Source organism: Pelagibius sp. Alg239-R121 (genome assembly GCF_947331435.1).
Taxonomy (GTDB): Bacteria; Pseudomonadota; Alphaproteobacteria; order Kiloniellales; family Kiloniellaceae; genus Denitrobaculum.
This window is the reverse complement of record NZ_CAMZOF010000002.1, coordinates 206010-230955: the sequence shown is the minus strand read 5'-3', so window position 1 is coordinate 230955 and position 24946 is coordinate 206010. Positions and strand designations below refer to the sequence as shown.

The window sequence follows — 24946 nt, the reverse complement described above, 5'->3', positions numbered from 1 at the left end:
AGCGAAGCGCGAACGGTGAACAGAGGGCCGATTCATGAGCAAACGACGTAAGCACTACTTCTGGCGGGACACGGTGTTTACAGCCCTGGTGATCCTAAGCATGGGCATGTTGCTGGCGATCGCCTTCGATGTGCAGATGCCTTGGACGGTTATGTGATCCGGGATGGTTGATGGTCAAGGACGAACGCGAGCAGCTGGCATCTAGTTCATCGCGGAGAACGGCGGTGATGCTGACGTGCGGTTTAAGGAGAGGTTGTGAAGTTGAGCATCAAGCGTGGAGAAAGGGGGCTGACCATGCCATCCTCAATGCTTGAAAAACTTTATCTGGGATATGTCGGATTAAGTATTGTCTGATGGACAAACCGTTCATGAATAAGGTCGCCATGATCTCTGGGCTAATCGCCCTTGTATGCGCGGTGGTGATACGGGTGGGAGCCTATTTCGAAGGCCTCAGCTTCGCAAACTCCTGGTTCTATCCAATTATAGTTGTGCCAATTATTTTGCTTTCATCGATCCTGTTCGTTGTATATTTCCTGAGTTTATTATTGTTCGTCAAAAAGACAAAACCAACACTGCGTATATTGGGGCGACAGAGCCTTATTATTGCCTTGGTCGTGGGCGTTTTCTATTTTCCATTCCCCACTTTTCTGGACGGCATGCATGAAGCGGTTTACTCGAAGTTGGATCGCGACCGGCTTTTGGAAATGGCAGAAGAATCTCGCAAGACAGCGAGTGTTGCAGCACTTAGGGAGAGGTTTTCTCAGGAGCTTTCTTTGAGTGAATATCCTCCAAGGATCAACGTTTCAGAAGACTCGGTTGAAATCTATTACGGTGGCGCCTTATCCAAGCACTGGGGCTATGCGGTGGTTGAAACGGATAAATGCCCTCGCGACTACATTCCAAGCCATCTTTGCCGAAAGGTCTTTGACAACGTTTGGGTCTACAAGGATATCTGGTAGCAATGAATATGAAGTAGCATCCCTATCAATTGGAGGCCATGCAGCATATCGGCTTCCCTGAAGTACGACAAGCTTCTCCGCGGCTACGGTCTGAAGGCGATCGAGTTCTGGCTGGATGGGCGCAGCGGGATCGGGGAGAGAGTACTTAGATCTGTCAATGTCGATAGTCAGATCGAAACCGCGAACCTCAACGGTGTCGATCCAGAGGCCTGGTTCACTGACGTTCTCAGCCGCATCGCAGATCGTAAGATCAACAGGATCGACGAACTCCTGCCGTGGCATTAAGCGCGAACGACAGCCTAAACTCTATGCGCACAATTCAATAGAGCGTCCGCGCCGAACGCTCACGAAAAATATAAGATTTATGGATATGCACTTAGAAATCAGATGTTGCCTCCAGGAATTAAAATTTTCAGGTGAATAAGTTATGGACGTGGGGATTGGGATATATTCGGATATAGAAGCCGAAAGCAAAGTGCGCTTGATTGTAAAGGCGGAGAGTTGTCTGAAGAATTATTTCAAAGACAGGGATTACGGACCTGACATAAAGAACATTACGATCGGATTTATATGTGAAAGGGATCAGCCTGGATTCGAAAAGTTCTCAGAAAAAAGGAAACCACAGTATAGTTCCAGGCGGAAGGTCGAAACTATTATGGGCGAACCCGTCGAAGATATACATAATCACTTTAGCTATAGCGTAAAATTCGACGAAGCCAGCTACGAACTGTTTGTTCAATCATCTGATATACAATCCCTAAGTTTAATCGCGGCCGAGCTGATTGAGGGACTATCAAATTTTGATAAACTGCCAAAGAAAGTTAAAAACTTTGATGTCGCGAAGTTTAAGGCAGATATGGTTGAACTCTTGAATGGGCTCGCTAGTTCGTGATCGGAGTCATGGGATTTGTCGCATACTTCAGATGAGGTCGAGCCTGACACCATTACATCTTACGAACTTGGCATTGCCATTTGGTCTGCGTCATCATCCGATGATCCGCATGCTGCTATTGACACCGTTCTCGTGTTTGAAAAAGGCTACAACGATTAGCTGATGCCCCATGCAACTTTCCACGTCACGTACCAGCCAATCAGTCTCTTCAAGGCCAGTGAGGCAGCACGCTATTGCGAGATAACCTTTAATTCGCGGAGTTGCGTGGGAATGGGATGGCAGGATGGATACTGAGCTACTCGCCAATCTCAGAGCCACGGTTGAAACATTGCCCGCTGTAAAAGAACTAGAAAGTGCCAAGGCTCAAGCTCTAGTCGACAGCATTGCGCAGAAATATGTCAGGGACCGTGATTGCATTTGGTGGTGGGGGAGCCTCTCGGTTGCCGCCCGAACGATCGACTATGGTGACAGCGGCGCTTTCGGCACCATCATCGAATTAGCTGGGCCAAATCCCGTGGTCTCTCTGATCGTTTCCGATGACGAGCCAGAACCTTGGCCGGTTTTTAAAGGCCCGCTTTCCGATGTCCTTTACGTAATTGGCGAGCAATGGTTCTTCGAGTATTTGCTAGTCGATGAAACAGAAAATTGGTGCATTTTCGATACACATCATAATCGTCTGGTGATCGCTGGAGACTTATAGGCAATCGATCGAGCTATGGCTGGACGATCGCAGCGGGATTGGGGAGGCTGATTTGAATTTATTCATTCTTCTTTGGGTATCTGTATTGACAATTCGAGATTGACTAATCGTCCCTCGCTCTCAACTCTGCGGCCCTTGCGAGGAATCCAGGAGGGACACGGCGTGACAATAGATTCGGGGACAGCTCGGAAGGCAGGATGGCTGCTGCTGGTCGTTGCAGTGCTCATGGGTAGCGCTATCTTGGTCTGGAAGGCAACTTGGAACCATAACGTGACACGTAAAGACAGCATTGTCCTACAGGCAGTGAAAGGCGCGATTGTCGCGGCATGGGATGTAGATGAGTTCTGCTGTCTTAGTTACAGAGGTCCGGGCGCTGATCCTGACTTTAAGATGACACGCGAAATGCTCGACGACTGGACGGAGGATATGGGAGCCAATAGCGTACTAAAATTCTCTGAGGCTGTGAGCAAAGAACACGCTATTTTCATCCGAGACCGCATTCATCTCAGGCAGGCTGCAACCTCGGCGTTGCTTCTGTCGGATTGGTCCGGACTGCCTCTTCTTATCAGTGCGCGTAACAGCAAAGCCCGCGAGATTAACGCGCGATACCCCTAACTTCGCTCAGTCGCCCAGGTCGGCGAACTCCTGCCATTTGCATTGCTAAGCAGACACAGATTAAGCCTCAGGTAATCAGTGCTATAAAAGCGCATATGTCGCTCGCTCACCTTCATTCATTAGAGAGAAAATAAACATAGACAAGTTACCATAAGTTGTTTATTTGTTGGTTTACATTTGAATGGTTGAGCGTGTCTCTTACAGGAGAACAAAATGCTTGGCTTAAATGGCTCTTCACGATCCACATTTTTGATGGTTGCTGCGGCGAAATTTGCCGTCTTATCGCTTGGAGCAGCTCCAACGAGTGCCGTTCCAATATCATACACTTTCACATTAGAAACTCCGCTTCAGGCCGAAGCTGTTCTGGAAGGTGATCTCGTTACCGGTCAGTGGGAATCTTCAGGACCGGGTTCGGACCTTGAGACCTTCGAAATTGTTGCCACTTCTCCTAACAATTTTTGGACGACGAAAATCCTTTTAACGCGAACTCCTTTTGATGAATTTAACGTAAAACCGTTCTCATATTCGATAGTTGAAATTTTTGGCCAACACATCACCGCCCCACATCCCGGCGAATCTGAGAAAGGGCCAGAACTAACAATTGGCAAGCGCGGTACAGGGCAAAATCCAGTACCAGGGAGTGTTCCGGCCTATGAAGATCTTGGTGACGCACTGGACTTACCGGCCGCACGTTTGAATCGCGGGATTATGACGAGAAGTGGGGTTCACCCAGGACCCGGTGAGAGACCACATGTTGACTGGATGTGGTCGGCATTCGATAGGAACAAGCGAACTCTTCGGGATGTCCTAGACGATCCTGACGATACGATTAGATTGAGAGTTTTCTTAGAGCATAATGAAGGAGGCCAACCAAAGCGATTGAGAAGGCTCCCCGAACCTGGCTCGTTAATCCTCTTTGGGTTTGGTGTTGCTTGTATGGTTCTGCTCGGAACAACTTCGCGGAGGTTCAAAAAGAACTTCGGAGTTTGAACGCTCGTTGTTGGTTTCGGAAAATAGCAAGAACTAGGCGCACTCTGTCTCGCCTTATGGTATGTCCTTTACCAGTTCACACACCATTGTATTCCACTCTCCAACCCAATTGCCCCACATTGAATTCCGTGCCAGTGTTTCTCGCGGGGGAGGCAGGAAGCCGGCAGCATAGCTTGTAACCTGCCTGGAGGAAGCGAGGAATGGATGCGGGTAGTTTTGTTGTTGGCGATAGGGCTGTTGATGTCTAGCTGCGCCTCGGAGCCAAATCCGGGGCCTCGCGGGCAGCCTACTGATGCAACGTCTGAACAACGAGAATCCCAGTGCGAGTGGATTAATCGAGAACTTACCGGCACTCGAAGCCACGCCAGTCTTCCAAGCGTTGAAAACGCAGGCCCAAAAGAAAAGCGTTTACTCCTTGACGCCATTAAGGCTGATATTGCCACGCTGGAGAAGCTGCACGAGAAATTCAGCTGCTAACCCCTCCTCGACACCGGATTCAGCATTAAAGTGACGAAGTAGCTACTTCCGCTTCCGCCACTCCCAAGGCATCTTAAACTCACTCCCCCACAGCCCTCTACTCGTCTTTTGGCTTCAGCCTCGATCGGCAGATACTCCGGGTTCGGCGCATTGCCCCTATACCGGTAGGCCACAGCCAGACCGTCGCGGATGATGCCGGCGCCCAAATCCTCGCCATCCACCCTGCAGACAGCCAATAGTCGCTTGTAGCGGTCCCGCTTGCTGGCCACACAGCGCGTCACCTTGCCGAGAACCATCCAGGCGGTCGCCATTATGCCGCAGGGCCACTCCTGGCCATTCAGGCTGGCTTTCTGGCGGCTCTCACAAGCGTCTATGCCGATGATGCGGATCCGCTCGTCGCGGACTTCCAGTGTGTCGCCGTCAATGACCGTGGCTGGGCCGGTGACTGTTTGGGCTTGTGCGGGGAGGGCAAACAGCAGAGCAACTAGGACGGGGATAACTCGCAGAACCCTCAAGTTAACGCGCTCGCTCTATCAGTTTGATCTTGCCGAAAACTTCTTCTGATACTTCGCAAGGAAGTCTGCCGGCACCTCAAGCACGTTTTCATCGTCACTGTCAATTAGCTGGCAAGTACATTCATACTGAAATTGCCGCTTCTTATTCCGACAGTTTCTCAAGGCCACGAATTCGGCATTGGACTGATCCGAGCCTCCTCCCATGTGTGCTCGCTTATATGTCACGGATACATTCTCCAGATCCTAAACCAAGCAAGCCGATAGCGCTTTGTGGGCAGAGCCACGCATACCTTCGCGATAAGGATTTGGATCGCCTTTCTTGTGATTCGACCCAATTCCAACTGAGATAATTTTTTGCTTTAAAATTTTCGCCATCAGCTCTTCATGGAACCAGTCTGTGCCAGTCTTGGCGGAGGTTTCTGTAGCGGTGCTTGCCGTATCAGGCTGCTGGTCCGACGCCGGTTTCTGGGCGCACGCACCCAAGACGATTAACGCCATGCCGAAGGCGGTAAAAGGGCAAAACTACTCGCATATTTATCTTCCCCAACGAAATTACCTATCATCGCAGACGATATTGAAGCACGATCGTAGGTGGTGGGGGAAGATTGTTCGTTTTAAGCCGTCCAGCCGCTCTTCTACCCATCGGAAGGCGGACTTTAACCGGGAAAACTGGGTACGGTAGGCTCGACGTCAGGCGGGAAAGGTCAACAACCTTTTTCCACGGTAACCGGTTCGTTGGTTGGCGTTTTCCCCACCGTCCGCTCACTCATGCAGCGGAACCAACTCGCAGAAAAAGTAAATGGTCATGGGGTGGCGCAGCTACCCACCGACATCCGCGTCCCTTTTGGGTTGACTAGGCCATGACCAAGGCCCGTGAGTGCACGTCCGACACTCTTGACCCAATTGCACGACGAATTTAGGTGAGCAGGTCAGTGCAGTAAGCCTGTAATCTCGATCGACACTGAAGCCACTCTTTTGTCGGCGGAATTTACAGTCGAAAATGTGAGTTAAGGCATTTAAAAGTATAATTTTTATGTCCAGGCTGCTGCCAATTATACAATTTTTGAGAGAATTTCTGTCGACGCTATTTACAGTTGCGTGGTGCGGCCCATGGTTGTTGAGTGGAAACTGGCGGATTTCCAACGTTGGCATGGTGTTTGCAAAATTTTGCTCCTACTGAGCAGATAGGACATCTGTTACAGGCGAGGCAATAAGCTCTAACATTGGGAACGGCTATGAAACTCGGTAAAATCGCAGTGGCTATCGTAAGCGCACTGTTCTTTTCCTTCACTAACAGCGCAAGCGCAACTCTCATTGGCGACGACGTGACGCTGGAGATTACAATTAACGGTGCCACTTTTGGTAGCCCGATAACAGAAACCGTAGGTGCCGGGGTTGAATTCGATTTCGGCAGCCTCATCGTGGATGTAAGCGCGTCACGTATTGATATTGTCGTTACCGATGGAGGTGGCCCTTTAAGGGCTAATGTAGACTATATTTTAACCGACCTGGACTGGGTTGGAGAGGTCGGAGAGATCGTCAATGTTGTTTTGAACCCGAACCCGGGGATCGGTAGTGTGAGTTTCACCGAGGATAGCGTGACGTTTTCGTCGTTTGCTGGAGAACCCTTTGTTGGGGGGCTTCTTGCTTCGATTGAAATTGTGACACCACACAGTAGCAGCGTCAGCGTTCCTGAACCCGGCACGCTCGCTCTGCTGGGCCTGGGTCTTGCCGGAATCGCCGTTGCGCGGCGCAAGCGGGCGAGTTAAGTCCATCAGATAGTATTCTGAATGAACGGCGGTCCGTTGAGGCCGCCGTTTTTGCTATGGCGTTTTCTCCGTAAGCGGTTCTGTCCGTCCGATGCGCGAGAAAGGCTCCCGGCTGCTCAGCCGATTCCTGATCTCGCGTGATACACCATTTGCATCGTGCTGGTTTGCGATGACGCGCGCCGAACGCTTGAGCAATTTGAGGGCACCGTGCCCGGCGCGCTTGCCCAAACCCACGACGAAGAACATGAAAACCAAACCCGCAGACTCTCGTTATGAATGAGGGAACATCGGGGAGCAGGTCAGGTGAGCAAGCGCTTCAACCCTTCAATCCAATGATGGTCCTCGCTAACAAGAAACCGCTCCGGAGGGCGGCTGTGCTGCTGGCTGTGATCCGTTATTCCGGTCGTCGTGCCGGTTCCGGATCTTGCGCCAGCGGGTTATAGCGGTAGACGTTCCCGTCCTGGTCTGTGGCCTCAATGTCCGGCCCAAATTCCACCAAATCCCCGAATCCTTGCCGCCACACGCCACAACCCGCAGAAACGCTGGGGTTTTTGGTACTTTTTGCCGCCACAAACCCAATTGTGTGGCGGCTACGAATTCGCTGTAACCCGCAGTATCGTTGACTTGTGGCGGCGTTGCGCTTTGAGCAGGGGGGTACAGGAAACAGGGAAGGATTCAGGGATGGAACAAGCGGTCGGTAGGGTCTGGAGCGGTCGTTCGTTCTGATTGCAGCGAAGGTCCGGAAGGAGCTCATTCTGCTCTTTCGTCAGGGTGCAGCGAACGTCTGGTTTCCTGACCAAGCTCCGAGAACTGAGGAGAACCGGGCGCTGCCTGAAGGGCTGCAATAATCGTACTCAGGTGCGATTGCATTGCGTCGTTCGCGCCCTCCGGATTTCTCCCTGCGATGGCGGCAACGATACGTTGGTGCTGATCGCTGTGCTGCTGTTTGAACATTTCGATGCCTAGGTGGCGGTATGTCCGATCCCATTGTGTCTGCCATGTCGAACGCCGCCGAGCGTCGGATAGGAAGTTCAGAATCGAAAAAAGCACCGCGTTTTTTGCCACCTCTGCAATTGTACGATGGAATACATCGTCTGCCTTCTGACACTCGAACCGATCACGACCGACCCGACCCGCTGCGACGCATTCATTCAGTCTCTTCACATCTGCCTTTGTTGCACGCCTTGCAGCTTCTCCCGCAACGACCGGCTCGATCAAGTATCGGGCCGTCACAAACTCTTCGACCGAAGTTGCGTGAACCAGGAAGTTCTCTCGAAGTGGTGCACTACCAGGCCTGGGTCCACGGAACGTGCCTTGACCTACGTGTCGCCAGAGCTTGTTCTCGCCTTCGAGCGTCGATAGCGCACGACGAACGGTTTCCCGACTACAGCATAAGCGCCGTGCCAACTCCCGTTCTGTGGGCAGCTTTTCTCCAATGGCCACCTCGTCACTGTCGAGTAAGCTACGGAGCTGAATGAGCGCACTTGATGATTTCATCTCTTTGCCTTCAATCAGACCAATTTGTAGACCAATATAACACGAACTCATGTTCCGGACACAACTGGCCGTGAGCATGGAAGCTGTTCTCTCGGTCGTTGCAGGATCACTCTGTGGAGCACTCAAAGAGGTCAGGATATGCACGCTCTGCTTTTTGAGCTGGAACCCCGAGCCGGGCATGAAGCCCATTATTTCAGGCACGCGGACAAGTTGCGACCTCTACTCCAGGAGCATAAGGGGCTCCTGTTCATTGAGCGCTTCAAGTCTCTCTCTCGACCAAACGTGATCCTATCCCACTCACATTGGAGGGACGAAGCTTCCCTCGCGAAGTGGCGGAGTGATCCGAAGCATCACGGCTCACAATCGGCTGGCCGGAACACTCATTTTAAAGACTATCGCCTTCGGATATCACATGTCCTGACGATGGCACGACCGGATGCGGAAGTGGAAACGTGGACCACCGAAGGTGCCTATGCCGATGTGGAATCGACCGAGCCGAGATATCTCACAATCGTCGCTTCAAAAGGTAAACCAGTCGAAGCGAACGGCGAGGCATTTCAAAGCGTGACCGTTGACGGCAGCTATCTCTCGGTCGAAGACGCGAGTTCATTAGATCACGGCAAGGTTGCCCTCGCGACAGCTATGGAAAATCCTTCCGTCACAAGTGCCATGCTGACGCTGGTTTCGCGGGATTATGGGATGTTCGAGCGCACCGAGGCGCCCCAGTATTTTCCAGCCATCAATTCGACGCTGAAAGGATACTCGTCATGATCGTCGTGATTTTCGAATCGTGGCCCAAACCTGACAAGGGGCAAACCTATCTGGATATGGGTCAAAGCATGATGGCCCTCGTCGAGGGTTTCGATGGCTTCATCTCCATCGAGCGCTTTGAAAGCGTGGTCGAGCCCGGAAAGTTCGTTGCACTGTCCTATTGGCGGGACGAGGCAGCCGTGACAGCTTGGCGAAACGTCGCGGAACACCGGCGTATTCAACAGGGCAGCCGCAAGTCGGTGTTTGACAACTATCGAATGCGTGTTGCCGACATATCCCGTGACTACAGCATGAAGGACCGGTCTCAAGCACCAACCGACAGCATCGATGCTCACGCTTGAACCGTGATCGGCGGCAAGCTTTAGCAAAAGGTGATGAGATTCCAATCGTAAGAGTTTCCATGCAGGCCGGGAAATCCTCCGCCTAGCTTCAACCGACTGGCCGCTTCGGGTCAACTCCTGCCCGTCGCGGCGGTCGCGAAGACTCCGATCTCTGAGGCAGTGAAAGAAGGCCCGGAGTCGGCCAGAATCGGTCGTTCGTCAGGGTGCAGCGAACGTCCGGTGTTGCGGTGTCACGTGATCTCGTGACGCGCTAGAGTTCCCATCGCGGGCTCTTCCCGATCTCGGTGATCAGGAAGTCGATGAACACCCGGACCTTGGGCGACAGTACGTTGGATTTGGGGTAGATGAGCCACAGGACGTTGTCCTCGGCTCCTTCGTATTCGGGCAGGACGCGTTTGAGCTGTCCCGATGCAAGTTCTTCCTGAATACTCCACAGCGCATTCAAAGAGATGCCCGCGCCGGCCAGGGTCGCACGCTTCTGGCTCAGCCCGTCATCCATAATCAACTGGCTCTTCGCCGCCCCGGGGTCGAATGCCGCGACAGCGCCTTGCGCGGTTTTCAGTGGCCGCGGGCCAAGGTGTTGAAAGGCGATGAGTTTGTGACCGGTCAGATCGGACGGTGTTTCGGGTGTGCCATGCGCGTCAAGGTAGGCGGGGGCGGCGCACAGGATGCGCTTGTCATCTGCCAGCTTGCGCCCTTTCAGACTGGTATCGAGCAGCGGCGCGTTTCGCAGGGCGAGGTCATAGCTGCCTTCGATCAGGTCGAACTGTACGTCGGACAATCGCAGGTCCAGCGTGAGATCCGGGTGCCGGTCCAGGAAATTCGGCAGGATCGGTGCGATATAGAGCTGTGCAAAGGTGCTGGGCGCGGTAAATCGCAGCGTTCCACTGACATGGGCCGATCCTTTGCCCAGAGCGGCGAATGCCGCCTCTTCCTGGGCGATCATCTCGCGCGCGAAGGGCAGGAAGTCGGCCCCTTCCACGGAGAGCGAAACTTTGCGTGTTGTGCGATGCAAGAGCTCTGCGCCCACGCTGTGTTCGAGCTTGGCAAGTTTCGCGCTGGACACGGCCGGGGCCATAGCCAACCGGCGCCCGGCTGCGCTGATGTTCAGCAACTCGGCAGCCAGAATGAACAGGCGTAACCCGTCAGTGTCAACACTCATTATATTCATTCTCCGAATTATGAATACGAAATTAGGCTGTTTATTCACTTTTGGCCAGAAGTCATATCCATGGGCAGCGGAAGGCACAGATCACAGGAGAGTGCTTCGATGGCACGCACCGCCACGGTCAACTACCATGTCCATAAAGACGAACGGCAAGCCTTTGAGCTCGACGCAGGCGGTATCGTCGGCAATCTGATTTCGCCGGAACTCGCTCCGACACAGGTGCAGTTGACCGATATACGGTCGTCCGTGGATCGGGTGCGCTTCGCGACAGACGCCGTGGAGTTTGCCACCGTCTGGAGTGCGGTTGAGGACTTTTCCGGGGAAGGCAGGAGTGAGACCTATGACCATGAACTCACGCAGCTTCTGACGGACAGGCTGGGTGCACGCGAGGTCGTCGTCTTTGACCATACAGTGCGCGTGGATAACCCGGATGCCACGCGGAAACCGGCGCGCAATGTGCACAGCGACTACAGTGAAGACGGGGCGAAGCAGCGCCTTGTTGATCTTCTGGGCACTGACAGGGCAGCGGAGTGGAGAGACGGACATTACGCCTTCATCAATGTATGGCGGCCTGTCGAGCATAGGATCAACAGCGCGCCTCTTGGCTTTGTGCGCCCGTCGAGCGTTGATCCCGCGGACTGGATCCTGCTCGATCTGATCTATCCGGATCGCAAGGGCCAGATCATGGGGCTTGCGGGTAATCCCCATCACGAATGGCTGTACCAATCCAAGATGACACCGGATGAGGTGGTGCTCTTCAACATCTACGATAATCGCGGTCTGCCTTCGATCGCGCATAGTGCGCTGGATATGGTCGAGGACCCGAGCGTGACGGTGATTCGCAAGAGTATCGAGAGCCGCACTTTGGTGCGGTACTGACCGACCATGCTGGACAACACGCAGACTGCTAGCTTTCCCCGGCTCAACACGGCCTACAATCGGGTCTTTCAGCCGGGCCGGCTGAGCCTGGGGCTGGTGCTGCCGCTTGAGGCTTACGTGGTCGGAGCGGAACCCACGATGAAGGGCCATCTCAAGGCTGCACGACTGGCCGAGCATCTGGGGTTTTCCGCGCTCTGGCTGCGGGATGTGCCTTTTAACGTGCCAAGTTTCGGCGATGCCGGGCAGATTTTTGATCCCTTCGTCTATCTGGGTGCGCTTGCCTGCGTGACGGAACGCATTGCGCTTGGCACGGCCAGCATCATCCTGCCCTTGCGACATCCGGCGCACGTGGCCAAGGCTGCTGCGACGGCGGATGTGCTGTCGGGCGGACGGCTGCTGATGGGTGTGGCGTCGGGGGACCGGCCCGAGGAATATCCGGCGATGGCGCAGAGCTACCCGGATCGCGGCGCGCGGTTCCGCGACAGCGTGGAGTACATCCGGGCGGTTGGCGCGCCATATCCGCTCCACCAAAGCGCGCAGGGCAGCTTGTCGGGCGGTATCGATCTTTTGCCAAAACCCACGGGGGAACGTCTGCCTCTGTTGATCACAGGTGGGAGCCAGCAAGCGCCCGATTGGGTTGCGCAGAACGGGGATGGCTGGATGACCTACCCACGGGACGCTGCCTCTCAGGGGCGCGTGATCGCTGACTACCGCGCACGGCTTGTGGCTTCGGGCCAGCCGGGCAAGCCGGTGATGCAGTCGCTCTATGCCGACCTGCTCGACGACGCAGAGGCGACCGCGCAGCCCATCCATCTGGGCTTTCAATCCGGCAGTGGATTCCTGCGCCGCTACCTGCGCGAGATCGAAACGCTGGGCGTGAACCACGTCGCCCTCAACCTCCGTTTCAATCAAACCTCAATCGACACCACGCTCAAGCGGCTGGCGGATGATCTGCTGCCCGACTTTGCCTAAAGGACCGATCATATGACCAAGACCATCCTCATCACAGGCTCCACCGACGGGATCGGCCTGCTCACCGCAAAACAGCTTGCCGCTGCCGGGCATCGCATTCTGCTGCACGGCCGCAGCGCGGAAAAGCTGGAGACCGCCGCTGCAGATATCGGCGGCACCGTCGAGGCGTTCAACGCGGATCTGTCCGACCTGTCAGCGGTGAAATCGCTCGCCTCGGAGATCTGCGCCAGATACGACAGGCTGGACGTGCTGATCAACAATGCCGGCGTGTTGAAAACCCCCCGGCCGGTGCTCGAAAGCGGGCTCGATATCCGCTTTGTCGTCAACACGCTCGCGCCATACCTGCTCACGGACCTGCTGTTGCCGATCATCCCGAAGGATGGCCGTGTGGTGAACCTGTCCTCCGCGGCACAAGCGCCGGTGAACCTGAATGCGATGCTGGGCAAAGGGCACCTGTCCGATATGGATGCCTACGCGCAAAGCAAGCTCGCCATCACGATCTGGACCCGTGAATGGGCCAAGGCGCTCCCGGACGGTCCCGCCATGATCGCTGTGAATCCCGGATCGCTGCTTGCGTCCAAGATGGTGAAAGAAGGCTTTGGCGTGGCGGGCAACGACCTGAGCATCGGCGCCGACATCCTGATCGAAGCCGCGCTCGGCCCCCGGTTTGCGGATGCGTCCGGCGCCTTTTTCGACAATGACAGCGGAACCTTCGCAAACCCACATTCCGCCGCTCTTAATGCCGCACCTGCAGCGGAGGTTGTTGAGACGATCAAGACCTTAGTGCGCCAGCACGGCTGACCCCCGCGGCGCTCTGCCTCCGCAAACCCAAACCGCTTAACCCCAACGCCTCTCATCCGTGATTCCGAGGCCCAAGAAAGAACTGCCCGATGAAATACGAGAACTTCCAAACCTTCGATGTGACGGTCGAAAACGCCATCGCGACGGTGACCTTCAATTTCGGATCCGTAAACGTACAGGGCCAGGAGATGCTGGCCGACCTCAACAGCCTTGCCATGCGCCTGGAACGGGACCGCGACACCAAGGTCGTCGTTTTCCAATCCGCCAATCCCGAGATCTGGGTCTGCCACTACGACACCGAACTGCTCAAGGACATGTCCACCCAAGCCGTATCGCGCCAAGATGCGCGGCTGCTCGACCTGCAATCGGTGTGCGAACGCCTCAGCAAAGTGCCGCAGGCGACCATCGCCAAGCTCGAAGGCTTTGCACGCGGCGGTGGGCACGAACTGGCACTGGCCCTCGACATGCGCTTTGCCGCGCGGGGCAAGTTCAAGTTCATGCAAATGGAAGTGGGCATGGGCATCCTACCCTGCGGCGGCGGCGCCTCACGCATGGCGCGTCAAACCGGCCTCGGCCGCGCGCTCGAGATCATCCTGAGCGCGCAGGACTACGACGCCGACGATGCCGAGCGCATGGGCACGATCAATAAAGCTCTGGAACCGGACGAAATCGGTTCCTACGTTGATGCACTGGCCCAACGGATCGCCCAGTTCCCCGCCGAGTCCATCAACGCCTGCAAACAGATGGTCTACGAGTCCATCGACAAGCCCATCGATGAGGCGTTGAAAGCGGAGGCCTACTGGCTCTATCAGGCCACCAGCAAAACCCCAGCCATCAAGCGCTTCACGATCGCCGATGAGCAGGGTCTGGAACATGACATCGAAAATCAACGCAACTGGAATGAGCTGGTCATGAAGGTTCAGGAAATCAGCAACTAACAAGAATTCGGGGAAAGCGGGCTCACGCCTGTCTGCCTAGCGCACCCGCTTTCTCTCAGGCTTCCAACCCTCGTGCAGCATCCTGAAAGTCTGGTTGCGCGCAGCCTCCAGAAACTCGGTCCCTGAAAGTAAATGCCGGATTTGTCCGCACTGCCGGCCCTAGGTTGAGGTTATTTACCGGGTTAGCCCAGGAAAACGCGATGCTGCACTGGGATCAGGTAACGGCTTCTTCGAAACGTACTGAAAAAAAACAAAGCCCGGAATGACGACCGGCACCGCCACTGTCACCGCCTGCGCAGCGTTGCAAGTGTCTCCACCCCCGGCAGGCAAGTGGCAGCTCATCCGATCTGGGCAACAAACTCATTCGGGTAAGCCAGTTCGATTAAGCGATTGCGAATGACAGGATCCACGGCCGTGCTGGTTTTAGGAAAGATCCCCGTTTGTTCGAGGCTTCGGCGTGCTGAAATCCGCTCTGGAATCCTTTTCCAGATAATTGGCGATGCGTAGGGCGTAAGGCGCGGGCGTGTTGCGACACCCATGGTCAGTCCCTGGAGCAGATTTATCTGCTGCCGATGGGCGGGAAACATGATTGTGCTGGAGATAAAGCCATCTTCGCTATTCGCGTTTTCAATAAGATAAATTCGGTTTCCCTGATATGCGACCTGTCCTAAAAGCCGCGTTTTTTGCCGGACGCTTCCGTCCTCGCTGTAAGCGCGTTCGAAGGTATGGCTGAGAACTTTGCCTTTGTCTTCCCGCAGCCATACCAAGGTTCGGATGATGTTTTCTCCCCAGGTGGGAGTCCGAAAATGCCCATGGAAGAACCCGAGGTATCTCCGCAAATGCCGGGCTTGGCCTTCGAAAACGTAATCCAGGGAATGACGCGTTCGCCTGGAATCGTCGAATTCCAGGTTGTCCATTTCAGCAGAAAACTGATTTTTATCTGCAACGAGTGTTTCTACGCTCACCCCAAAGTACTGAGAAATTCGGCGCAGATTATGGGCCGACGGCATACCGCCACCGTTGAGATAACGGTTAAATTGCTGACGGTTGAATCCGATTTCCCTGCAGACCTGTGCGATGCTGACCCGTTCAGAGCACAGACTTCGCAAATTATTCGAAAAACTTTCCGACATAACCCCTCCGCATTTCGCATGTTTATACTAACCCGCGTACAAATGGTTACAAGTGTGCAAAGCTGAGAAATATGAGGAGGTGGCGGTTTGTGGTGACTCTCATCATTGAACACATTGCTGTGGATGGGGGAACAGATGATAAAGCCACCTTTTACTGATGTCGTAATCAAGAAGGCGCCGGCCGGGTTTTACGAAAATTACAGCCTTCCGATTGCGCTGGGCAGCAAATGCATCATGGTCGTTCTGGTGCTTTGGGCACTGCTCTGGCCGAAATCCGCGAACAGCATTCTAGACAGTTTCAAATGGGAGCTTCTCGAGAGCTTTAACGCCTTTTACATCGTCCTCTTTGGATGTTTCGCAGTCTTCCTGATTGCCATTGCAGTTATCCCCTCAACGGGAGGGCGCGTGATGGGGCGGCCGGGGGAAAAACCGGAATTTTCGAATTTCTCCTGGTTCGCAATGATGTTCGGCGCAGGTTTGGGTGTGGGACTAATGGTCTTCGCCACCGCCGAACCCTTGGGGCTGTGGGCGTCGAATCCTGAAGTCCTGGCCCAGAACGTCGACGCAAATTCCAAAGAGGCCATCCGGCCCGCCTATATATTTACCTTTGCACATTACGGCTTTCACACATGGGGCGTGTTTGTCATCGCAGGTTTGGCGATGGCGTATTGTTCATACACACGCGGGATGCCCTTGACGCTGAGAAGTGCTCTGACACCGCTCATCGGGCGGCATGCAAATGGTCTCTTTGGACATGTAATCGACACGCTTGGCGTCGTGGCGACGATTCTTGCGGTCTCCGTGACCATCGGATTTGGTGTCAGCCAGTTTCTCAACGGCGTGTACGCGATCACCAACGTTGAATGGATTATGAATCTTGGTGGTGAGGCACCAACACCCAGCGCTGCAGGCTTGATTGCAGGTTTGATACTGATCATGGCCCTGTCAATCATCTCTGCCGTGTCGGGTGTGGGCCGTGGGGTTAAGTACTTGTCAAACCTCAACCTGGTTCTGTCGATGGTTCTGTTGTTGGTTTTTGTGATATTCGGCTCGTTTTTCTTTGCAATGACAACATACGGAGTCGCTCTGGCCGACTATATTCTGCACTTCATATCACTGTCCTTTAACGCTTATTTCCCACTGAACGAGGCTGATTTCACCGCTGCACTGCCACTGGCTGCGCAGCCTCTGGCGGGGGATCTTATTGGTGGAGCGACCAACGCCTGGGGGAGCTATGAAGGATTTGTATCCGGGCTGAGCGGTGATGCCGCGGCGCTCGATGAAGCGACTCTTACAGCGGCTTATGAGGCCGGCAATGAGGGCCGGCAGTTCGCATGGCAGGCGGGATGGACAACATTCTATTGGGCATGGATGGTCGCTTACGCACCTTTCGTCGGGCTGTTTCTTGCCCGGATTTCAAAAGGGCGCACAATTCGAGAGTTTGTCATTGGGTGTGTTATTGCGCCATCGCTGGTTTGCTTTGCCTGGATGACGATCCTCGGGGCCACGGCGATTGATCTGGAACTCAGTGGTGTTGCTGAAGGCGCGATCATCGGCGCGTCTAACACCAACAAGCTTTTCGTCACCTTGGCATACATTTTGGACGGCGGACTGTTGTCCGCGCTGTATGTGATGTGCGTTGTCCTGGTTCTGACCTTCCTGGTTACCTCGGCTGACTCCGGTATTCTTGTGATGAATACGATCATGTCCGGCGGAGACCAGGAAACGGGCATTAAGCACCGTATCGTCTGGGGCGTCATTCTGACTGCCGTGCTTGGCACGCTGTTGCTCGCAGCCGGTGAAAACAATCCGATGGAGGCGATAAGAAACGCGATGATCATCGGCGCTTTGCCGTTTGCCATGATTTTGGGACTGATGATGATTGCGTTGGGAAAAGCACTGTATCGCGATCACTTGCGTGACAAGTACCGTGATTTAATCCCTGCACCTAGCGCGTCGCCGATCGATTAAAGCGCCTTCGTCATTTCAAAAGGGAGGTGGCCTGCTTCACCTCCCTTGATAAAACCGCGCCGCTCATAAAACCGGGCCACTCATAAAACCGGGCCGCGTGGCGGGCGAAACTCCTAACCGCGGCTTTGGCTGCTCTTAACCCTCTGCGCTTGAAATGCTCGCCAAGGAAGTCGAAACCCCGTTCGATCCGACCGAGAACGCCTCGCCAGCGTCACCCCTTATCCCGAAATAGGGTACACCATTCCTGTCAGACCCGTTTCAAAGCGGGTGGGTAATTGCGATTGATTGGCCGGAAACGAACTCTTCGCCGCGGGCAGCGGCGGTTATGGTAAACTTGACGTTCGGCGAATTTTTCCTGGGGTAAACGACATGGCCAGCAAGTCCGATATTCAATGGTTCAAGAAAACATTTTACAACGAAATTGCCGCAGCGACGAAGAATACGATCTTCGATCCAGACATGCTGATCGCTATTGCGACGCAAGAAACCGGAAGCCTGTGGTCGCCGATGCGAAAGAAGGGGCTGCGCAAGAGCGAGATCGTCCGGCTATGTTGCGGCGATACGTTGGATGCGCCGAACAGAAGTGCGTTCCCCAAGACGAAGGCTCATCTGGTTGCCGTCAAGGACGGGGATAAGATGTTCGATATTGCCCGGGCGGCGTTGCTGGCAATGTCCCAGCATGTGCCGGGATATGGGTTTGCCAAGAATCGAAAGAACAAGTTTTGCCACGGCTACGGCGTGTTTCAGTACGACTTGCAGTTCTTCAAGGTCGATCCGGGTTATTTCCTCAACAAGCGCTACGAGAATTTCAAGCAGTCATTGGGTAAGGCGATGGAAGAGCTGACATCGTCGGCCCGGAAACGCAAACTACACAATCGCTCCTCGATCACCGATCTGGAGTTCACGACGATCGCCATAACCTATAACACCGGGCGGTATCGGTCCTCGCGGGGATTAAAGCAGGGCCATTTCGATGGGTCCAAGTTTTACGGCGAGCACATTCGCGACTACATTGCCATCGCCCGGTCGATCCCGAACCCCGACGGTTCTTCCCTTGGCGCGCCGACAGGTAACGGAAATGCGGTCGTCAATCCGCCAGCGCAAAAGATCGCGACCGGTCCGAAGATGAAGGTCGATGTGAACCAGACAAGCCATCTGCGGATGCGCAGCGAGGCCAAGATCAGCAGTCCGACGACCAAGAACATTGTCGCCCATCTGCCTGATGATCACCCGGTCCGCGCCTTCACCGGCAAGTCCGTCAACGGCTTCATCGAGATCGAAGCCGAACTCAACGGCAATGTCTTCCGCGGCTTCAGTTCCGCCAAGCACCTGAAGAAGACCTCCAGTGCGGCTGTCGTCGCGCCGCCGCCCCTGGCGACCGGGGACATCCCGGAGGCGCATGTGCCGCGCAAGGCCAGTTCCGTCACCAAGCGGACGCAGTCCGCGAATGCGTTTACGGTCAGGGAATCGGGGATGCCGTCGCGGACGGGCGGCACGCCCGAGGAGTTGCGCAAAGATCTGGCGCAAATCATTTCCTACCTCAATCCGCAGAAGGCCTCGCACAAGCGGTACCAACCCCGCTCGAACACCACGTTCTGCAATATCTATGCACACGATTACTGCGCTTTGGCGGGCGTCTATCTGCCACGTGTCTGGTGGACGGAGCGTGCGGTGATCGAGATTGCAAAGGGGGAGAAGGTCAAACCCCGCTATGGCTCGACGCTGCGAGAGATGCGGGCCAATGACATCTTCCGGTGGCTGGATGATCACGGCGCCTCGTTCGGCTGGCGGCGTGCATCGTCGCTGACGGATGTGCAGGACAACGCGAACCAGGGTGCTGTTGCCTTGATCATTGCCCGGCGTAAGAACGAGGGCCGGTCTGGCCATGTCTCGATAGTGGTGCCCGAGACAGATAAACATGCCGCCCGGCGTAACAGGCTCTCGGAAGTCACGGCGCCGCTGCAAAGCCAGGCAGGATCGCGGAACTTCAACTACAGTGCCGGTACAACCGGATGGTGGAACGCCGAAAAGTTTGCCGATAGCGCCTTTTGGTTCCACCCATAGAGGTGTCCCCGTCATGACGATATCCTCTGGCGGCACAAACACAACGTCAGGGTGCCAGCGAGATAGCAGCCGTTTTTCGAGCTGCCCGCGTTCGGTCGTTCCGTTCGGCTGTCTCTCGGACGACCGGTTTGTGCTGCACTGCTGATTCAATCCGATCCGCATTTACCGCACGAACCTGGGTTATTGCGTAACCGAGGAATAACGCCGATGATCTCGTAGATGCCCCCGAGAACGCAAAGCAAATCAGCTCCTCCCTTTGTGCGCATGCTTGTTCTGACCGGCATTGCGCTCGTTGTAGGGAGTGCGGCATCACTGGCCGCTATCGCACTTTTAGAACTGGTTTCGATTCTCAACAGCGCATTTCTGGTCGCGCCCAAATCGCGCGTGCAATGGGAAAGCATGCCGTGGCTGGTGGCCCTTGCAACGGTTCTCGTTCCAACTCTGGGCGGGCTGATCGTGGGGCTGATCCATCGGCATCTGTCACCTGCCGGGCGGCCGCTCGGCCCGCCGGACGTTATCGAGGCGGTTCAGTTCCACAGGCCACTTCCGGATCTTCGTAGCGGACTGATCTCGACTGGGACCGCCGCACTCTCGCTTGGCGCCGGTGCGTCGGTGGGGCAGTACGGACCGATGGTCTATCTCGGTGCTCTCTTCGGAAATTTTGCACATCGGCTGCAACTGGGTGTGCCGAACCTTGCCAGCATTGCGGTCAGTTGCGGCGTGGCCGCGGCGATCTCGACGGCCTTCAATGCCCCAATAGCCGGTGTTCTTTTCGCGCATGAAGTGGTCTTGCGCCACTATGCGACCCGTGCCTTTGCGCCGGTGACAGTCGCATCCGTGACAGGTTACGTTATCGCGAATGTGGTTTTCGAACGTCCCGCCCTTTTCCGCATCGAGTTTCCGGGCGTAGCGCATGGTTACGAGTTCGCCCTCGTCGCCCTCCTTGGCCTTCTTGTGGCAGTGGCTGCCATTGCATTCATGCGGCTTCTGCTTGCTGTCGGGCCCGCGTTCGCAGCTACGATCAAGCGGCCCGAGCTGCGCACGGCGTCGGCGGGTCTGGCGGTCGGCCTGACAGCATTGGCTTTGCCGGATGTGCTCGGTATCGGAACCTCGACACTTCGCTTTGCCACGATCGACGGCGCCTTTGGATTGGGCGAAGTGATTGTCCTCATCATCGCCAAGATCATGCTGACCGCTGTCTGTATCGGAGCAGGCTTTTCAGGGGGCGCGTTCAGCCCGTCGCTCCTGATCGGCAGTCTGATCGGCGTGTTTTTCTGGACGCTGGCCTCTGGGGTGGCAGGCGTCCCCAGTTCAGGCGCAGCGATCTATGCGATCAGCGGCATGATGGCCTTCGCCAGTGCCGTCATCGGGGCGCCTTTGACCTGCATACTGATCGTGTTCGAACTGACACGGAACTACGATGTGACCATTGCCGCCATGGTCGCGGTGGTCTTTTCCAACTTCGTTTCGCATCGGATATTCGGACGGTCACTGTTTGACGTACAACTCGCCAGGCGCGGCATTGATTTCTCGCTGGGCCGCGATCATGCGCATCTCACGGCCTTGAAGGTTGTCGATTACCTCAAGGCGGAGGCTGTGACCGCAACCGCAGAGGAAGCCCCGGAAGTCGTAGCCAAACGCCTTGAAGAGCGGGGGTGGCGGGAGGCGTTCGTTCTCGACCTGGAGAGTAAGCTTCTGGGCGTGTTCACATCCGGCCCCCATCAAGGCGTCACCCGTGTGGATCAAAGCGTTGTTCCTGCCAAGCTGGTATTCGACGACGGCACCGACCTGGCCGAGGCGATGCAAAGCCTGCGCGGATTTGTCGGCGACGCCGTCCCGGTCGTGTCGCGTGAAGGCGGTCAATATCTCGGTGCGGTGTCCGAGGCCGATTTGGTCTCGGTCTGGCTGGATGAAGCGGGCCGCTTGCGGAAAGAAGAAAATGCGTCTGTCTGAACTACTCCTTTTCTCGTCACTCTTTGCCGCACCGGCTGCGGCAGAAGATCTTACTGTCGTGTCATGGGGCGGTGCTTACGAGGCGGCGCAACAACAGGCCGTCATCAGCCCCTTCGCAGACCAGACCGGCATGGAGGTTCAAGTCATACAGTACGACGGAACCTGGGCCGCCCTGGCCGAGCGTGGCCCCAACGAAGGCTGGGATGTGATCGACATGCTGGACGATCAAGCGCGTGTCGCCTGCGCGCGCGGTCTGCTGCTCGAACTCCAGCCAAATTCGCTTTTCACGCCCGACGCGTTGGCGGATTTCACTCCGTTCGGCCCCGACCGCTGCGCCGTGCCGCAAAATGCCTATGCACGGGTCATGGCATTTAGCGACCGTGCTTTCCCGGGGGTGAAACCCACTCGCATCGAGGATTTCTTCGACATTGCCCGCTTCCCAGGCCCGCGCGCAATTCAGCGCAGCCCTGACGGCATCCTCGAATGGGCATTGATGGCCGAAGGCGTGCCGCCCGAACAGGTTTACGGACTGCTCAGCACCGATCGCGGCCTCAAGCTGGCCTTTCGGCGGCTTGATAGTATCCGTGACGATATCCTTTGGTGGCAGGATCCGGCCGAACCTGCCGAAATGCTGGCCGAGGGCCGTGCCGTCATGGCGGCCGGTTACAATGGCCGCTTCTTCGATATGGCGCAGCGCGGCCGCGCGCCCATCGATATTGTCTGGGATGGTCGCATTATCGGGATAGAGGTCTGGGCCATCGCCGCGTCGTCCGATGCACCGGATGCGGCGCGCGCCTTCCTGACTCATGCGGCGCAGCCCTCCAGCATGGCGCGTCTCGCCACGCACATTCCCTATGGTCCGACCCGGCGTTCCGCATTCGACAGGATCGGACTCAACCCCGACACGGGTGTGCCGATGCGCGCCTATCTGCCAAACGCGCCCCAGCATGGCGGCAGGTCACTTATTCAGGATAGCGGTTGGTACGCGAATACCGAACAGCTGCGAACGCGCCGGTTCCGAGCCTGGCTCGATGAGACAAACTAACCCGGGCTCGGGTCCCCACTGACCGGGGCGTCTTCAATGGTGCCAATCGATAGACCGCCCTCACGCCTATTGTTCGCAGAACGGCATCTCGCTAGTTTCGCGAACTTCGACTTTTGATCGGATATTCCATGTCTAGGAGGCCTGAGCCGGAAAACTTGAAAGTGATCGCTGCGGATGCGTCCGAGAAACCCCTCTTCGGAAACCTCATCCAATTGTATCTCTACGACATGGCCCTTCATTTCGGGACATCGGTCAATGCCACTGGGCATTATGAACATGACATTCTGGAAGAATGCTGGGAGCACCCGTATCTCTTCCATCTCAACGGCGAAATCGCGGGCTTCGCTCTGGTCACAAGGCATTGCACGATAAGGGAAAGAAGCCCTTGTTGGTACATGGCAGAATTCTGTGTGCTTCGGCCATATCAAAGAAAAGGGGTGGGGCGGGCAGCGTTCGGTTCAATCCTGGATATGCATGCGGGCGAATGGGAGATAACGTGGTTTGACGGCAACGTGCCTGCGGCTGGCTTCTGGCCTGCGACAATCCCGGTATCTGATCAGGAAATACACCAGCTCACGGTAAACGGCATGGACTGGACCTCTGTCGCATTCACTTCGCAAACAACCTGAAAAGCTTGTCGTTGAGAGGCCGCGTTCTCCCGCACCGGCGTTATCTGGCCTTCAAGCAGCAAGCCTGTGCATTACCTGCTTGATAGAGTGATTTTGTCAAAATAAGCGAGGCTTTCACCACCGGTGTTATCACTATCGCAAAAGAATCCCAAAACCGTCAGATGCGGCGCCGCTTCCTGTCCGCCAATGTCTTTATACAGCTGCAATAGGTCAACGCGCTGATCGTGCCAAACTCCCGTGTTCCCGGGCAGGCCGTTGGCCACATAATGATAGAAGTCGCCAATAATCTTGAATTCACCAGGTGCGTATTTTTTATTGCTCCAAATGATCTCGGCGGCGCGAGCTTTACCGCCATCATCTTCAAACTTTAGAAAAAACCGTGCTGGATGGTCGTCGCCTTCTTTGGTGTTTTCATCTATGTTTTTTTCGATGGGGCGCACGACTTTCCAGGCCCAGCTCAGGATTGGAAAGGCGCTAACGTCAATGCGAGTGTGCCGCGCAAGAATCGACCCGCTGTTATTGGTCTTGCACTGCAAGACGCGGCGTTCTTCGACTGTCTCGATGGAATAACTGGTTGGGGTGACGCCGAAAAAGGTGCGGTGGGCCCATCCATCGGCAAGTGGGTCTATCTGAAAATCACCATCAACGAGCAGGATTTGAGAGGCGTTTTCTGCCGGCGCAGTGAGTGGTTTGCCGGTATCGAAAGGATCGGACAAAATCGAATAGGCGGCAAATGCCAAACCGCCGAAGGCAACGACCGCCAGGCTCCCGAAAAACGCTGTTTTACCTGTCGGTTTCACAAACATATCCGCCCGTCCTCTATTCGCCAGGGTATACCAGAACACCGCGCGATCCATCTTCTTGGTAAGGTGTGCCTGTGGCACATGGGCCCAATGACTGATAAATTCCAGCTATCTTTGACCGACCCAGATCGGGAGACTCTGTCTCTCTACCGGATCAGCAATAACTTCATTTCATATGGCCAGTATCTGAAGCCCATGTCGGACTTGGTTCTCACCAATGACAGCTTTCGGGAATGCGGCTGCAAAATCCGAGTCCTGGTGTGAACGGCAGGATTGGACCGTGATCGATGATCCCCTAATAGAGGGCTTGCGGCACCGCCGCATGACAGCATTGAGCCCAAACCTACCAAGTCACCCAAGGCCTCAGGCGAGCTCCTTTGCCATTTTACAGACTTCAATTTCAAGCCCGCCGCGCGTCTTCCAAAGGCGCGTCCCTTCAGCTCTGTATCCATGCGACTTGTAGAATTCCAACGCTGACAATGCGGAATTCAGAGTGATCGTTACTGGGCGGGCAGAGGCAATTCCAGCTTCAGCGGCGCGTATCAGTAGAGACCCTACGCCTTTACGACTGGTGGACGGATCGACGTAGAGGCCGACGATTTCGTTTTCCTTATAGGAGCAGAAACCGACTAATTTTCCGGCATTTAAAGCGACCAGATAGGTCTCTCCCCCTGTTGTCATCGCATCCCGGTATTGGCTTACCTCAAGTCCAAAAGCCCAACTTTGGCATTCTTCGTTGTTGTACGAGAGTTGTCCAAGGCCCAAAACTGAACTGGAATGCACGCGAAGGATCGCTTCAACATCATCGGATGTACCTGCTCGGATATGAAGTTGATCCATTCCCTGTCCTCTAAAGCTTAGTTAGATTGCAGAAAATCGCATTGAGCTTCAATGGCTGCTTTGTCCGCCATCCGGACCTCCGCTCGTGCCTCTGGTTCGCGAGTGCGGCGAATGACAGCTTCCGGCAGTGCGGCTGACGGCTTCGGGCCGTTCTCGACACTCTGGATCCAGCCTTCTGGTGAGATGTCGCGGTGCAGGAAATGACCGGATCGAGTCTTCGTGGG

Annotated in this window: 25 protein-coding genes and 2 pseudogenes; 21 read left to right on the top strand and 6 right to left on the bottom strand. The window is 55.4% G+C overall.

Annotated features, from left to right (window positions below; genetic code table 11):
- Positions 1–34: 34 nt before the first annotated feature.
- The 7 genes and pseudogenes from QMZ18_RS08285 (at position 35) to QMZ18_RS08255 (ending at position 4156) form a co-directional block, all read left to right on the top strand.
- Positions 35–157, top strand: a complete 123-nt coding sequence (locus QMZ18_RS08285) for a hypothetical protein (RefSeq protein WP_282605810.1) — start codon at positions 35–37, stop codon at positions 155–157.
- Between the two features lie 211 nt (positions 158–368).
- Positions 369–959, top strand: a complete 591-nt coding sequence (locus tag QMZ18_RS08280; RefSeq protein WP_282605809.1) for a hypothetical protein — start codon at positions 369–371, stop codon at positions 957–959.
- A gap of 171 nt (positions 960–1130) precedes the next feature.
- Positions 1131–1244 (top strand): annotated as a pseudogene (locus QMZ18_RS08275) (transposase domain-containing protein); the annotation flags it as partial.
- Positions 1245–1386: 142 nt separating this feature from the next.
- Complete coding sequence (locus QMZ18_RS08270; protein ID WP_282605808.1) at positions 1387–1851, top strand: hypothetical protein; 465 nt, start codon at positions 1387–1389, stop codon at positions 1849–1851.
- Between the two features lie 283 nt (positions 1852–2134).
- On the top strand, positions 2135–2551 hold the full coding sequence (locus QMZ18_RS08265; protein WP_282605807.1) for a DUF6756 family protein: 417 nt from the start codon (positions 2135–2137) through the stop codon (positions 2549–2551).
- Positions 2552–2713: 162 nt separating this feature from the next.
- Positions 2714–3166 (top strand): hypothetical protein, encoded by a 453-nt coding sequence (locus tag QMZ18_RS08260; protein WP_282605806.1) that lies wholly within the window; start codon positions 2714–2716, stop codon positions 3164–3166.
- Positions 3167–3379: 213 nt separating this feature from the next.
- The gene (locus tag QMZ18_RS08255) at positions 3380–4156 is read left to right on the top strand and encodes a PEP-CTERM sorting domain-containing protein (protein ID WP_282605805.1); all 777 of its coding nucleotides are present in this window, start codon (positions 3380–3382) and stop codon (positions 4154–4156) included.
- A 473-nt stretch (positions 4157–4629) separates the two neighbouring features.
- On the opposite strand, the gene QMZ18_RS08250 is transcribed toward QMZ18_RS08255, so the two are convergent.
- Positions 4630–5148: a thermonuclease family protein gene (locus QMZ18_RS08250; protein WP_282605804.1), complete on the bottom strand. Its 519-nt coding sequence runs from the start codon at positions 5146–5148 to the stop codon at positions 4630–4632.
- Between the two features lie 1235 nt (positions 5149–6383).
- Here QMZ18_RS08250 and QMZ18_RS08245 point away from each other — a divergent pair.
- Positions 6384–6917 (top strand): PEP-CTERM sorting domain-containing protein, encoded by a 534-nt coding sequence (locus tag QMZ18_RS08245; RefSeq protein ID WP_282605803.1) that lies wholly within the window; start codon positions 6384–6386, stop codon positions 6915–6917.
- 750 nt (positions 6918–7667) lie between these two features.
- Here the strand turns inward: QMZ18_RS08245 and QMZ18_RS08240 are convergent.
- Positions 7668–8615, bottom strand: a complete 948-nt coding sequence (locus QMZ18_RS08240) for a FadR/GntR family transcriptional regulator (RefSeq protein ID WP_282605802.1) — start codon at positions 8613–8615, stop codon at positions 7668–7670.
- On the opposite strand from QMZ18_RS08240, the pseudogene QMZ18_RS37030 reads away from it, so the two are divergent.
- From QMZ18_RS37030 to QMZ18_RS08230, 3 genes and pseudogenes are all read left to right on the top strand, one after another.
- Positions 8553–8708, top strand: a pseudogene (locus QMZ18_RS37030) (antibiotic biosynthesis monooxygenase); the annotation flags it as partial. The gene QMZ18_RS08240 and the pseudogene QMZ18_RS37030 overlap by 63 nt on opposite strands.
- A 150-nt stretch (positions 8709–8858) precedes the next feature.
- Complete coding sequence (locus QMZ18_RS08235; protein WP_282605801.1) at positions 8859–9185, top strand: hypothetical protein; 327 nt, start codon at positions 8859–8861, stop codon at positions 9183–9185.
- A complete protein-coding gene (locus QMZ18_RS08230) occupies positions 9182–9526 on the top strand; it encodes an antibiotic biosynthesis monooxygenase (RefSeq protein WP_282605800.1) in 345 nt (114 codons plus the stop codon). The genes QMZ18_RS08235 and QMZ18_RS08230 overlap by 4 nt, the downstream gene beginning before the upstream one ends.
- 250 nt (positions 9527–9776) lie before the next feature.
- Here QMZ18_RS08230 and QMZ18_RS08225 read toward each other — a convergent pair whose 3' ends face one another.
- Positions 9777–10688 (bottom strand): LysR family transcriptional regulator, encoded by a 912-nt coding sequence (locus QMZ18_RS08225; RefSeq protein ID WP_282605799.1) that lies wholly within the window; start codon positions 10686–10688, stop codon positions 9777–9779.
- 108 nt (positions 10689–10796) lie between these two features.
- Here QMZ18_RS08225 and QMZ18_RS08220 point away from each other — a divergent pair, with 108 nt between their 5' ends.
- The 4 genes from QMZ18_RS08220 (at position 10797) to QMZ18_RS08205 (ending at position 14284) form a co-directional block, all read left to right on the top strand.
- The gene (locus tag QMZ18_RS08220) at positions 10797–11573 is read left to right on the top strand and encodes a CmcJ/NvfI family oxidoreductase (RefSeq protein ID WP_282605798.1); all 777 of its coding nucleotides are present in this window, start codon (positions 10797–10799) and stop codon (positions 11571–11573) included.
- Between the two features lie 6 nt (positions 11574–11579).
- Positions 11580–12545 (top strand): TIGR03571 family LLM class oxidoreductase, encoded by a 966-nt coding sequence (locus QMZ18_RS08215; protein ID WP_282605797.1) that lies wholly within the window; start codon positions 11580–11582, stop codon positions 12543–12545.
- Between the two features lie 12 nt (positions 12546–12557).
- Positions 12558–13346 carry an SDR family NAD(P)-dependent oxidoreductase gene (locus QMZ18_RS08210; RefSeq protein WP_282605796.1) on the top strand — a complete coding sequence of 263 codons (789 nt, stop codon included), beginning with the start codon at positions 12558–12560 and terminating at the stop codon, positions 13344–13346.
- Positions 13347–13435: 89 nt separating this feature from the next.
- On the top strand, positions 13436–14284 hold the full coding sequence (locus QMZ18_RS08205) for an enoyl-CoA hydratase/isomerase family protein (RefSeq protein WP_282605795.1): 849 nt from the start codon (positions 13436–13438) through the stop codon (positions 14282–14284).
- Between the two features lie 338 nt (positions 14285–14622).
- On the opposite strand, the gene QMZ18_RS08200 is transcribed toward QMZ18_RS08205, so the two are convergent.
- Positions 14623–15417, bottom strand: coding sequence for a helix-turn-helix transcriptional regulator (locus tag QMZ18_RS08200; protein WP_282605794.1), 795 nt, complete (start codon positions 15415–15417; stop codon positions 14623–14625).
- 135 nt (positions 15418–15552) lie between these two features.
- Here QMZ18_RS08200 and QMZ18_RS08195 point away from each other — a divergent pair, with 135 nt between their 5' ends.
- From QMZ18_RS08195 to QMZ18_RS08175, 5 genes are all read left to right on the top strand, one after another.
- Positions 15553–17388: a BCCT family transporter gene (locus QMZ18_RS08195; protein ID WP_282605793.1), complete on the top strand. Its 1836-nt coding sequence runs from the start codon at positions 15553–15555 to the stop codon at positions 17386–17388.
- 369 nt (positions 17389–17757) lie between these two features.
- Positions 17758–19452 (top strand): hypothetical protein, encoded by a 1695-nt coding sequence (locus QMZ18_RS08190; RefSeq protein WP_282605792.1) that lies wholly within the window; start codon positions 17758–17760, stop codon positions 19450–19452.
- A gap of 219 nt (positions 19453–19671) precedes the next feature.
- Positions 19672–21405, top strand: a complete 1734-nt coding sequence (locus tag QMZ18_RS08185) for a chloride channel protein (RefSeq protein WP_282605791.1) — start codon at positions 19672–19674, stop codon at positions 21403–21405.
- Positions 21392–22450 (top strand): extracellular solute-binding protein, encoded by a 1059-nt coding sequence (locus QMZ18_RS08180; RefSeq protein WP_282605790.1) that lies wholly within the window; start codon positions 21392–21394, stop codon positions 22448–22450. The genes QMZ18_RS08185 and QMZ18_RS08180 overlap by 14 nt, the downstream gene beginning before the upstream one ends.
- A gap of 161 nt (positions 22451–22611) precedes the next feature.
- Positions 22612–23079, top strand: coding sequence for a GNAT family N-acetyltransferase (locus tag QMZ18_RS08175; RefSeq protein ID WP_282605789.1), 468 nt, complete (start codon positions 22612–22614; stop codon positions 23077–23079).
- Between the two features lie 71 nt (positions 23080–23150).
- Here the strand turns inward: QMZ18_RS08175 and QMZ18_RS08170 are convergent, their stop codons facing one another.
- A complete protein-coding gene (locus QMZ18_RS08170) occupies positions 23151–23885 on the bottom strand; it encodes a DUF3047 domain-containing protein (RefSeq protein WP_282605788.1) in 735 nt (244 codons plus the stop codon).
- Between the two features lie 87 nt (positions 23886–23972).
- Between QMZ18_RS08170 and QMZ18_RS08165 the strand changes: the two genes are divergently transcribed.
- Positions 23973–24146, top strand: a complete 174-nt coding sequence (locus QMZ18_RS08165) for a hypothetical protein (RefSeq protein WP_282605787.1) — start codon at positions 23973–23975, stop codon at positions 24144–24146.
- A gap of 99 nt (positions 24147–24245) precedes the next feature.
- Here QMZ18_RS08165 and QMZ18_RS08160 read toward each other — a convergent pair whose 3' ends face one another.
- Positions 24246–24722: a GNAT family N-acetyltransferase gene (locus QMZ18_RS08160; protein WP_282605786.1), complete on the bottom strand. Its 477-nt coding sequence runs from the start codon at positions 24720–24722 to the stop codon at positions 24246–24248.
- Positions 24723–24946: the final 224 nt, after the last annotated feature.